Origin of the sequence: Psychrobacter nivimaris (assembly GCF_043419765.1) — a bacterium.
Taxonomy (GTDB): Bacteria; Pseudomonadota; Gammaproteobacteria; order Pseudomonadales; family Moraxellaceae; genus Psychrobacter.
Genome location: NZ_JBHOFX010000003.1, coordinates 634,096 through 646,725 on the forward strand (window position 1 = coordinate 634,096; position 12,630 = coordinate 646,725).

Here is a 12,630-nt window from a genome sequence, read left to right on the forward strand (position 1 = left end):
TGGTTAGCCCTCCAGCTCAATGCGCGTTAAGTTATCACGCAAAATATCACCGAATTCATATTTGCCAGGAGATACAAAGGTGCATAGTGCCAAATCTTCTTCGTCCAGTTCAAGCACACCCAAATCTACTGCGCTAATGATGTCTTCGACAATCAATGCACGTAGTAATTGAGTTGGTAGGTAATCTTGTGGCATGACTTCTTCATAGACACCGATTGGTACCATCGCTCGTGGTGAGCCGTTACTTGTCGTAGTAAAGTCGTATTTTTTGCCACCAAAGAACTGCGAAATATAGATAGGCAGTTTTGAGAAGCGGTTTTTACCTGGAGTAAAGAAATGGAACGCAGGACGCTCACGACCTTCAGTCAATACGCTGATCTGATTGTGAAAACGACCCAGATAGGCGATGTTTTCAAACACTTTGCGACCAGACAATACTGAACCTGAAATGATACGGTTCTCGCCAGCCGCCAGTTTACCTTTAGTCAATGCAGTGATATCAGCTCCACGTTCAGTCATAACCAAATGTGGGTTGGTGACAGCAGGACCTGCTAAGCTCACCATGCGGCGGGTATATAGACGACCTGTCGTGAATAATTTACCGATTGCAATCACGTCTTGATAACCAATCGTCCATACGGTCACACCGCGGCTGATAGGATGTAAGAAATGAATGTGCGTACCAGCAAGACCAGCTGGATGCTTACCAGCAAAACCATGATACTCAGTGACGTTATTCGCTGCAGTTTTTGCAACTGGCGTCAGTTGGGTATCGCCGTGATGGCAGACAAAGGTCTTTGGACTAAGCGTAGATAATACAGCAAGTCCATCATTGAACGCTTGTAGCTGCTCATTGATCACAAGCATCGGGTCAAAGGCAAGTGGATTGGTATCCATTGCTGTGACAAAGATGGTATGTGGACGAGCGCCGATTTCGGGTGCGCGGCTATAAGGACGCGTACGGAACGCGGTCCATTCGCCAGAGGCAATCAGTTGGGTTTCAACGACTTCAGAGTCTAGGTCAGCAAGCTGCTGTGAGTCATAGCGCTCAAAGTCTACTTCTTCACCATTTGGGTCGACCGCAATCACAAGACTCTCAAACACTCGACGTTCGCCACGTTTAACAGCGACGACCTTACCGGCAGCAGGGGCAGTGTAGATCACGCCAACACGTTTTTTGTCTTCATAAACGGGCTGACCTTTGGCTACAATGTCACCTTCTTTGACATTCATAGTGGGTTTCATACCCACATAATCATAGCCAACAAGTGCTACATGTGTCGGTTGGTGCTCAGATATCTCGCGGGAGGGTTCACCAGTGATGGGCAAATCCAAACCTTTTTTGATGGTAATCATAAGCGAAAACTTAGTCCATAGTCTAAAACGATACCAGACGTCCTGTTTGGTATATCGGTAGCATGAACGTTTGTATCACTCAACAAAGCCTTCAATCGTCTATTTCCTTTATAGTGAAATAGGGATGAAAGCTCTGTGAAGACAATACATGATCATAACTACTAGTAAGAGTATTAACGCTGACCTTAGACTCCTTAACAACACGTTAATGTCTTATTCGAATTACCAAAGTGGCGACTGGCTACCAAGGTGTATGCTAAAACCGTTTCATCGAAACCAATCACTACAGCACATGGCTAAAAGAGACTGGTTTAAATACAAATAGCTTTATCACACGTTTCATTGAAATTTAAAACTTGTAACACCAGTATGTTTGACCATCTCTCGTTTACGAATACCGTTTACAGATATTCGATAGAATAAGAGTGTGGCCAAATAACGATCTATTAAGGTAGATGATATACTGGTTAAAAGACAAACTAGCTAAGCAACTGATAAGCAAACCTCGCTTATTATAAGCTGCTATAGTTTTAATCGTAACGGTTTTAATATAGTTAGCTAGTGATAGGGACTTGCAAGACATCTAATTAAGGTTAAATACCGCAGAATCGATGGTTTAGAGACTATCGGTTGAGATTTTTTCAGATAGTCCTTTGTAGCAATTTCTTGGCCAGTATTTTATTGGCGTATTGAACGATTGCTCGATCCATCCTGATCACCATGCTGTATTAGTGAGTCGTAACAACTCAACAAAAAGCGTAACACATGGTTACTATCACATAGAAACAAATAAAAATTTACCTAGGATTATACGCTAAATTGACCTAAAATTGCCAGTCAGTAATAGAATTTAACGATTGTTGGTAGTGATTCTACGTACTAAAACTTATGGTTATGATTGTCTAGTTTCTGTCTTTCTTATTTATATTCAAACAGATTGCTAACTTAGCGAGGTCTTAGTTTTCGATCTGTTCATAATTTATGCTACTTTTAAGCAGCGTTTTCTCTCGTTATTTGATGCTTCGATAACGTTTCATTCTCAAAATTTTAATTTACTAAATTTATTGCCAATCTTGTGCTTTATAAGGAATGCTATATGTGTGCTGTGCCTGTCATTATCCCGGCTATTGATTTAAAAGATGGTAAGTGTGTACGTTTAAAACAAGGCCGTATGGAAGATGATACGGTGTTCTCTGATGATCCGGTTGCTATGGCAGCGCGTTGGGTAGATGAAGGCGCGCGTCGCTTACATTTGGTCGATTTGAATGGTGCCTTTGATGGCGTGCCAGTACATAGACAAGTGGTCAATGATATCACCAAAGCCTATCCGAACCTGCCTATTCAGCTGGGCGGCGGTGTACGCAACATGAATACCATCGAGCAGTATATTACCGCAGGTTTGACATATATCATTATCGGTACAAAAGCTGTTGAAGATCCTAATTTTGTCGCGGAAGCTTGCCGCGAATTTGCAGGACATATCATCGTCGGTATCGATGCCAAAGACGGTATGGTAGCCACCCATGGCTGGGCAAACGTGACAGATACCAAAGCGACCGAACTTGCTAAGCGCTTTGCAGACGTCGGCGTGTCATCGATTGTTTATACTGATATCGCGCGCGATGGCATGATGCAGGGCGTCAACGTTGAACAAACCGTTAATTTGGCGCGTGAAGGCGGACTACCTGTGATTGCATCAGGTGGCGTTACTGATATGAAAGATATTGAGCTGTTAAAGCCTTATGGTGATTGTATCGAAGGTATTATCACTGGTCGTGCTATCTATGAAGGCACGCTGAACTTAAGCGAAGCACAGCTTTATTTAGATAGCTAAATAAAGCTAGGCAGCTAAAATCAGGCAGCTAATTATCAGCAATCAGCTAAGCGAGAAAAATCCGTAAAAAATAAAGGATGCTTATGGCCACTTACATTGACCGTTCAATAATACGCAGTTCTATAAAAGCGTGGGGTCAAATGGTGTTGCTACTAAGCATCCTTTTTGCGTTCTCAGCGCATGCTGCCAGTGAAGAGATTTCTGGTATCGCAGCAGCGTTAGGTATAGAGACGACTGAAGGTGTAGAGACAACAGAGGAAAGCGTATCTAACGATGATTCTGCTATATCAGGAAATGAGACATTAACAGGTGATACCACAGAACCTGCTAGCTCATTGCCAACGCCTGCTCCACCGCCAGTAATCAGTGGCGAAAGCACTAATAATGCTCAAATTGAAACCACACCCACACCGCAAAAAGACAACGATATTCGTCAACGTATCAGCGGTATTTTCTCTGAAATCGAAGGCTTACAAGCCGTCAATGTTAGTGTCACCCAAGGGGTCGTTACCCTAACGGGAGAGACAGCCAACGAAAAAAAAGCACAGCAAGCGATTAACTTAACCAACCGACTAACAGATGTCGTCACTGTAGAAGATAGAATTAACCGCACACTAGATGTTCAGGAGAATGTCTCAACGGTCTATCAAGGTCTAAAAGCGCAGGCGACCAATCTAGTGAAGGCGCTACCGCTACTATTGGTCGGCATTGTTATATTTGCCTTGGTGGCATGGTTTGGCAGTTGGTTATCTAATCGCAAAAAGATGTGGCAACGTTTAACACCCAATCCATTTGTCGCTGAGCTGCTTTCACAAACGGTCAAAGTCATCTTTATTATCTTTGGTCTGATTCTAGGACTAAGTCTAATAGGTGCAGAGACTATTTTAGGCACATTGCTTGGTGGGGCAGGTGTCATTGGTATTGCGGTTGGTTTCGCAGTCAAAGATACCATTGAAAATTATATCGCTTCACTAATGCTGAGCATTCGCCAACCTTTTCGTGCCCGTGATCATATCGTGATTAATGGGCAAGAGGGCATCGTGGTTCGCTTGACCTCACGTGCGACAATACTGATGACATTAGATGGTAATCAGCTACGTATTCCTAATGCTGAAGTCTTTAAAGGTACAATTCTAAATTACACCAAAAATCCTGAGCGCCGATTTACTTTTGAATTGGGCGTTGATGCCAATGATGATCCATTAGCAGCAATCAAAGTCGGATTGGATGCGATACATACGCTGGCGTTTGTGTTGGATGAGCCCAAAGCGATTGCGGTCATTACCAATGTGGGTGATTCTAATATTGTTTTGGAATTTCAGGTTTGGGTAGATCAATCAGAGACCGACTTTGCCAAAGCACGCAGTATCGCCATTCGTGAGACCAAGCACGCACTAGAAGATAAAGGCTTTAGCTTACCTGAGCCTATCTATCGTCTGCGCTTTAACAACAAGTTAGAAAAAGCCTTTGAGCACATGCAAAGCAGTGTCAGCAATGCTAATAATATTCAATCTGATATGACGATTACGCCGACGATTCCTAAACCTGCTGAAACAAATCAGGTCAGCGAGAGTCATACGGATGACCAAGATAAAAAACAAGCCAAGGCTCGAGCCAAAACCATTTTGCAAGGTCGCAGTGCTAATGAGGTTCTCGACGCCCGTCCTGACGACAAGCTGATGGAAAAAGTCGAGCAAGAGATTGCTCAAAGCTCAGATGAGACGGATTTATTGAATAATAATAGTCCTCAAGAATAGGTGTTAGACGTTAAATAAGGTTTAGGCATAAAAAGTGCAACAGAATCTATATTTGGTGGTTATTCAAATACGGGGCTTTTTATGGAAATGAAACACGTCATTATCTTTGCAGTAATTGGTATTGTGGCATTACTCGGCTTTAACATTATCAATGGCAATAGTCGCGAACAAAACAGAGAGGTCGCAGCTAGTAGCATAGCGGCTGAACAGCCTGATGCTACAGTAGCTAGCTCTGATACAGATATTACTAGCCAGCCACTTAGTCAACAGCCGAAAGCTATCGTAGATAGTGCTACTAGCAAAATTGATCAAGCGCAGCAAGCCGAGCAAGACCGTGTAAACCAATTGGACGATGCGCAATAGGCACAATAAATAGCTATATCATTGATGATTGAAAAGTACATAGCATAAAAAAGGCTAACGATCACGTTAGCCTTTTTTATAGTATTACAACATCAGTATCTAAGTATCAGTCTAAACTTAGCTTTTTTTGGCAGCGCCTCTGCGGTTGCTGCTTCTTTTTGCTGGGGCTTTCTTAGGCTGCTCTTTCTTCGGTTGACCTTTTTTAGTTTGGTTCATTGCACTAGATTGCAATTTAGCCTTCAAATCAAAATCAATCTGTAGCAGATCCATATTGACACCCGCAACCTTAACTTTAACCGAATCACCAAGTCCAAATAGCGTGCCTTTATCTTTACCAATAAGCTGCTGTTGCTGCTCATCGTAAACAAAGAAATCATCGCCAACGTTTGAGATATGAACCAAACCATCGATATATAAGTCAGTCAATGTGACGAATAGACCAAAGCTAGTAACCGTAGTCACAACACCTTCGAACTCTTCACCGACATGATCCGTCATATAGTGACACTTGAGCCAAGATTCTACATAACGTGATGCTTTTTCTGCACGGCGTTCTGTATCTGACGTTTGTGTACCAGCACCTTCAAGAGAAAAGTCCATAACAGGTTGCTGGCTGTTGGTGACTTTTGCCTTAATCGCGCGATGCAGCATCAAATCTGGATAACGGCGAATCGGCGAGGTAAAGTGGCTATATTCGTCATATGCTAAGCCAAAGTGACCAATATTGTCAGGTGCATAGTTTGCTTGCATCATTGAACGCAGTAGCATGCTATGAATACTGATGGCATCTGGTCTATCTTTAGTTGCTTCGATAATGCGTTGATAATCCGCTTGCGTTGGATTCTCTTCTGGGAATGGTAAGCCAAAGTTTTTCGCATATTCATGAATACGCATTGACTTCTCATTATCAGGCTTATCATGGTTACGATACAAGACTGGTAACTCATGCTTAAGCGCAAAGTTTGCCGCACAAGTATTGGCAAGCAACATACATTCTTCGATTAGCTTCTGAGAGTCGCCACGAGTGCGTGGTAAAATCGCTTCGATTCCGCCTTTCTCATTGAACTTGATATACGTCTCAACCGTTTCAAACTCCATTGCATGACGTTCTTCACGCTTTTTAAGCAGTAGCTCATACAATTGATGTAACGTATCAACAGATTTTTTAACGTCTTTATTACCTGTTAATGATTTAGGTAATCTCTTATCATTCGGGTTCACAAGATAATCATTTACTTGATTATAGGTGAGACGGGCTTGTGAGTGCATCACTGATGGATAGAACTCATATCCAGTCACTTTACCAGCGCGTGATATCTTGATATCAGCAACCATACATAAGCGATCTAGATTAGGGTTCAGTGAACACAGACCGTTAGATAACACTTCAGGCAACATCGGAATCACGCGATGCGGGAAGTATACTGAAGTACCACGCTCATAGGCATCTTGGTCAAGTGGTGAATTCGGTGTCACATAATAGCTGACATCCGCAATCGCAACCACAACACGGTAGTTACCACCAGAGCGCTTTTCAGCAAATACAGCATCATCAAAGTCACGAGCATCTTCACCATCGATAGTGACAAGCGGTAGATGACGTATGTCTGCGCGACCTTTTATGTCTTTCTCAGTTGGCTCTTGATAGTCATCAGCTTGTTTAAGCGCAGCTTCGCTAAAATCTGATGGAATATCATAGTTGAGCAGGGTAGTCTCAATAATCAATTCACGATCATTATCGTCAGACAGAACTTCAGTGATTTTACCAGTGGCAAATTCATGCTGGTTTGGCCAGTCAATGATATCGACTTTAACAGGAGCGCCTTGTTTGATATTTAGCGACTGAACATTGTCATCAGTAACCGTAATCGGTTGATGATTGTTTGGGCTACCAAGCTCAACACAATAGCCGTCTTCATCACGAGCAAGTGTACCGATAAAGTTGTTTTGACGACGTTCGACAACATCGACGATACGCCCTTCGGTACGTCCACGATTGTCTGTCGAAGTGCCGACGGCTGCTACCGTATCGCCATTGAATACCCAGCGCATTTGTTTTTCATGCAAAAACAAATCTGGCATATCACTTAGCACCACAAATCCAAAACCTTTTGGATGTGCAGAAACTGTACCTGAGACGATATCTTGCTTGGTCACTGTGCGATAGCGATAAGGACGACCATCACGATTTACTTGGCCATCACGCGCCATTGCTTTTAGGCGATTGCCCAAAGCATCAAACTGATCAGGGTCATCAATGTTAAAGGCTTTTGCCAATTGTTGATGCGTGACTTCCCCATGCTCGTTAATCGTGCTGAGTATCAGCTCACGACTAGGAATCGGGTTGTCATATTTTTTTGCCTCACTTGAGGCGTTTGGATCATTCCAACTCATAAATTACCGTATCTATTTTTAAAATTATTAATAGTGGCTATCTTAACACGAACGACGTCGCAATATCTTGCGTCAATTGTCTTATGTGTATTCGGTAGCAGGAAGCGGTCAGTTTTCTAGCGACCGCTATAGGGATAAATCAAATATCAATATCGACATTGCTAGATTGGTTAGTGATTTTTTTACTATCCAACTCTTTTGAGACTTCTAATACCGTAGTCTGATTTGATTTATCCAAGTATTTTTGTGCTTTATCTACTTCAGTGGTCAGTGTATTGACCGTTTGCTTCATATTCTCTAGCGCTTCAATTTTGTAATTACTAATCATATCCATAGTGTCATAGACATTATTGAAGGCATTTTGCAGTTTATCAAGCTCAATGCTACTGCTAGTCGCCTGCTCATGAATCTCACCTGACTGACGTTTAAGCATCGCTGACGTTGATTCAATCAAACTACTGGTGGTTTTATTCAATGCAGTGATTTGATCTAGTACCAATTTTTGATTGGTCATTGCTTGTGCGACGACAACAGCCGTGCGTAATGCCGACACAGTAGTCGTGGTTGCGCGATCGACCCCTTTGATCAGCTCTAAGTTATTACGGCGAATAGTATCAAGCGCCAAATAGCCTTGTACATTCACTGCTAACTGAGTTAAAAAATCAGTGTTTTTTTGACGGACATAAAACAACATCTCTTCTTTAATGATGCGAGCTTTTTCTGGATCTTTTGCTTCTATCGCATAGACCTTTTGCTCAAGTTGCTCATCAATCTTTTTGCCAACGTAGACATATTGACGAATAGACTGCATCAGCTCCCACATATTGACTTTTTCTTGCTCAATCATCGCATTGTCTTTGAGCAATTCATCTTTACCATTATAGAGACTGGTAACGACCGCATTGATGTGTGATTGCGCTGATTCATATTGGCGGAAATAATCTTGTACTTTGTTGCCGAACGGAATGAGACCGAACAACTTGCGCGAGCTGGTCAGCTCTTTTTTGCTCGGATCTAAGTCTTCGACAATCCCGCGTAGTTCTGTCAACGATTTGGCGATAGGGGAATTATCAAATAAGCTGTCATTAAGACTTTTTGCGGGCAAATCTAACATTCGATTAGATACTTGTGCAGATTCGCGAATCTCTTTGGTACCTAGATTATGAATAGACTGCACGTTCTGTCGAAATTCATCGCTATGCACAGAGTTGGTAATCACATGATCAACAAAAGCATCAACCTTGGCATCGAGCTCAGGAATTTGGCTTTCATCCAATTTGACCATCTGATCTGCTTCACTTTTCTGTATTTCTTTGACAGGTTCAGGTGCTGTTAGAGAAATACTGGGAGTTGTAGCGTTTTCTGGTGGCGTCAATTCTTGCATGAAATATCCTCTGATATCGGAGAAGGGAAGTGTTTTTTGTCAACGACTCTGACAGTCGTGGTATACATTGTTTTTGTTTATACACTTAGCTTTTATATACTTATAAATTGTCTGTAGCTCATACTAATTTCTATCACATGATCATTAGTTACTGCTAACTAGTAAATATAACTAGACCTTTAGATTACCGTGTAATCAGAAAGTTGAGAAGGTAGATTTTGTAAAATAGCGTCAGTCAATGATGCTAGGCTATTTATGTTCAATATAGCTATGTTCATTACTGCGGTTTTTGAGTCCAAATAATAAAAAACCATCAATATCCCGCAGCATATTGATGGTTAGAGTTATAAATAGCTATATAGACTAACAGCCACCACTCAAAGCAATCCAATAGACAGATTACTTTTTCTTAGTGGGTCCAAGCAGCATACCCATCTGACGACCTTCCATCTTAGGGTACTGTTCGACGTTTGAGATATCAGCAGTATCTTCAATGATACGATCAAGTTGTTTGCGACCGATGTCTTGGTGCGCCATTTCACGTCCGCGGAAACGGATGCTAATTTTAACTTTGTCTTGATCTTCCAAGAAGCTCACGATTTTTCTCAGTTTAACCTGATAATCGGCCTCTTCGGTACTAGGACGTAGCTTCATCTCTTTAAGCTGAGTCTGCTTTTGGTTTTTCTTAGCTTCCTTAGCCTTTTGCTTTTGATCATAGAGAAAATGCTTATAATCCATGATCTTACATACTGGCGGCTTGGCTTCAGGAACTAATTCAACCAAATCTAGATTTTCATCACGTGCCGCTTTCATCGCGGTTGCGATATCAACCACGCCCATTTGCTCGCCATCTTCTTTAACGAGACGGACTTCTTTGACATTGATATCTTCGTTGATGTTCAAACGGTTGGACTGTTTAATAGGTATTACTCCTCATCTGTTTTTGGGGTCTGTCGGCCTTTTTTACTGACAGCGGTCTGTACTAATGTAATAAATTCAGAAACACTCATCACGCCAAGGTTCTCACCTTCGCGAGTTCGGACGTTGACACTGCCCGATTCGACTTCTTTATCCCCTAATACTAGCATATAGGGAATACGTTCTAATGTTTTCTCTCGTATCTTAAATCCAATCTTTTCGTTACGCAAGTCGCTAATAGCGCGCAAACCTGCGTTTTTGAGCTCGCTAACCACGTTTTCACATGCATCAGCTTGCTTATCGGTGATATTCATGACCACAACTTGCTGCGGTGCTAGCCATACTGGCATCCAACCGGCATAGTTTTCGATCAAAATACCGATGAAACGCTCGAACGAACCTAAAATTGCACGGTGCAACATAATAGGTACTTCACGATCGTTCTGTTCATTGACGAACTCAGCATCGAGACGCTCAGGCATGTTTGGATCAACCTGAATGGTGCCGCACTGCCAAATACGACCTAAGGAATCCTTTAGACTGAACTCAATCTTTGGACCGTAGAATGCACCTTCACCAGGTAAATAATCCCAGTCTAGCCCTGAGCTATCAAGCGCATCTGCCAACGCTTTTTCTGCAAAGTCCCAAGACTCATCACTACCAACGCGTTTTTCAGGGCGAGTAGAAAGCTTCATGATAATATTGTCAAAACCAAAATCTTCATAGACAGCAAGCGTTAGTTTAATAAAGTCAGCAACTTCTTGTTGAATCTGTGCCTGCGTACAGAAGATATGCGCATCATCTTGAGTAAAACCACGTACACGCATCAAACCATGTAGTGAACCTGATGGCTCGTTACGATGACAAGAACCAAATTCAGCCATACGCAGTGGCAAGTCACGGTAAGACTTTAAGCCTTGGTTAAACACTTGCACGTGACAAGGGCAGTTCATCGGTTTTACCGCATAATCACGGTTTTCACTAGAAGTTGTGAACATATTGGTTGCATAGTTGCCCCAATGTCCTGAGCGCTCCCACAAGCTGCGATCGACGATTTGAGGTGTTTTAATCTCTTCGTAGCCATTATCGTATTGTACTTTGCGCATATATTGCTCAAGCACTTGATAAATCGTCCAACCATTCGCATGCCAGAACACCATGCCTGGTGCTTGCTCTTGCATATGAAATAGGTTTAATGCTTTACCAATTTTACGATGGTCACGTTTTTCTGCTTCTTCAATACGCTGGATATAAGCTTTTAACTGTTTCTTATCAGCCCACGCAGTACCATAGATACGCTGTAACTGCTCGTTTTTCGCATCACCGCGCCAGTAAGCACCTGACATTTTGGTCAGTTTAAATACTTTCAAAAAGCGCGTGTTTGGCACATGCGGGCCACGGCACATATCCACGTATTCTTGGTGATGATACAAGCCAAACGCTTCTTCACCTGGCATATCATTAATAAGTTTTAGCTTATAGTCTTCGTTACGTGATTCAAATATCTCAATCGCTTCGGCACGTGGCGTCATTTTTTTGATAACGTCATAATCTTGCTTGATCAGCTCCATCATGCGTTTTTCAATCGCTTCCATATGCTCAGGCGTAAATGGTGTTTCACTAAAGATATCGTAATAAAAACCATCATCAATAACAGGACCAATGACCATTTTCACATCAGGATATAGCTGCTTAACAGCGTGACCTAATAGATGAGCGCATGAGTGACGAATAATATCGACACCGTCGTCGTCTTTTGGCGTTACGATTTCAACATTGGCATCAGCGACGATAGGATCATGAGCGTCTACCAGATGACCATTTACACGTCCAGCAACCGTCGCTTTAGCGAGTCCTGTCCCAATACTTTGCGCCACTTCCATGACTGTTGTATGACCGTCAAAGTCTTTTACACTACCATCGGGTAAAGTAATCGCTACCATAATCTATTCGCCTATTATTGGGTCCGTTGGCAGTGATGATTGCAACCATCAATCATATAACCGTAAGACCACATCAATTATATCTAATCATCGTGATATGTTGTGAAAGGGACGCATTACCTAGAGTCTTACTATGACTATATAAGCTAAAGCTGATGTAAGGCTTAAAGCCAGTTAATCAATAGCATTGCAACAAAATGCATTTCGCTATATGAATAATACAATAGCCGACATATATAAGTAATGCAGCAAAATACCTATTATAGCAAAAACCGTCTCTCAACACTAGATATCAAGGGATTACGCGACGACTAATATAAGAGCCATATCTTATGATAAAGGTAGTATCAAATACTGAACTATATAGGATAATATATTGAAAGCATCATATAACTTCGAATAACTTAGCTTCTATATAGTGCTATTTATATGAATATCAACATTCAAAAACATAAGAGATAAAAAGAAATAGAGAACCTCAATTTTATAACCCATTGAAAGAAATACAGATTTATTCATCTCCTAAAATAACTTCAAAAACATTAATAAAACGGGTTGACACAAAAGATAAACCGTCTATAATACGCACCTCATCAAGACGAGCTGGAAGTAGCTAGTGTGTAGATTACACATTAATAACCCAGTTAACTTGTTGAAACAAATTAAAAAAAGAAGTTGACA

Annotated in this window: 8 protein-coding genes; 3 read left to right on the forward strand and 5 right to left on the reverse strand. The window is 41.7% G+C overall.

The annotated features are described in order from the left end of the window. Positions 1 to 3: 3 nt before the first annotated feature. Positions 4 to 1,356, reverse strand: a complete 1,353-nt coding sequence (locus ACHEVO_RS09435) for a Na(+)-translocating NADH-quinone reductase subunit A (protein ID WP_394124723.1) — start codon at positions 1,354 to 1,356, stop codon at positions 4 to 6. 1,096 nt (positions 1,357 to 2,452) lie between these two features. Here ACHEVO_RS09435 and hisA point away from each other — a divergent pair. The 3 genes from hisA (at position 2,453) to ACHEVO_RS09450 (ending at position 5,310) form a co-directional block, all read left to right on the forward strand. Beyond that, a complete protein-coding gene (gene hisA / locus ACHEVO_RS09440) occupies positions 2,453 to 3,190 on the forward strand; it encodes a 1-(5-phosphoribosyl)-5-[(5-phosphoribosylamino)methylideneamino]imidazole-4-carboxamide isomerase (protein WP_102094878.1) in 738 nt (245 codons plus the stop codon). 83 nt (positions 3,191 to 3,273) lie between these two features. Further along, the gene (locus ACHEVO_RS09445; RefSeq protein WP_394124724.1) at positions 3,274 to 4,947 is read left to right on the forward strand and encodes a mechanosensitive ion channel domain-containing protein; all 1,674 of its coding nucleotides are present in this window, start codon (positions 3,274 to 3,276) and stop codon (positions 4,945 to 4,947) included. An 81-nt stretch (positions 4,948 to 5,028) separates the two neighbouring features. Then, positions 5,029 to 5,310, forward strand: a complete 282-nt coding sequence (locus ACHEVO_RS09450) for a hypothetical protein (RefSeq protein WP_341610086.1) — start codon at positions 5,029 to 5,031, stop codon at positions 5,308 to 5,310. A 117-nt stretch (positions 5,311 to 5,427) separates the two neighbouring features. On the opposite strand, the gene rnr is transcribed toward ACHEVO_RS09450, so the two are convergent. From rnr to thrS, 4 genes are all read right to left on the reverse strand, one after another. Next, positions 5,428 to 7,704 (reverse strand): ribonuclease R, encoded by a 2,277-nt coding sequence (gene rnr / locus ACHEVO_RS09455; RefSeq protein WP_394124725.1) that lies wholly within the window; start codon positions 7,702 to 7,704, stop codon positions 5,428 to 5,430. Positions 7,705 to 7,843: 139 nt separating this feature from the next. Further along, on the reverse strand, positions 7,844 to 9,088 hold the full coding sequence (locus ACHEVO_RS09460) for a toxic anion resistance protein (protein ID WP_394124726.1): 1,245 nt from the start codon (positions 9,086 to 9,088) through the stop codon (positions 7,844 to 7,846). 399 nt (positions 9,089 to 9,487) lie between these two features. Next, positions 9,488 to 9,991 carry a translation initiation factor IF-3 gene (infC, locus tag ACHEVO_RS09465; RefSeq protein ID WP_057762155.1) on the reverse strand — a complete coding sequence of 168 codons (504 nt, stop codon included), beginning with the start codon at positions 9,989 to 9,991 and terminating at the stop codon, positions 9,488 to 9,490. 23 nt (positions 9,992 to 10,014) lie between these two features. Beyond that, positions 10,015 to 11,949: a threonine--tRNA ligase gene (gene thrS / locus ACHEVO_RS09470; protein WP_238069997.1), complete on the reverse strand. Its 1,935-nt coding sequence runs from the start codon at positions 11,947 to 11,949 to the stop codon at positions 10,015 to 10,017. Positions 11,950 to 12,630: the final 681 nt, after the last annotated feature.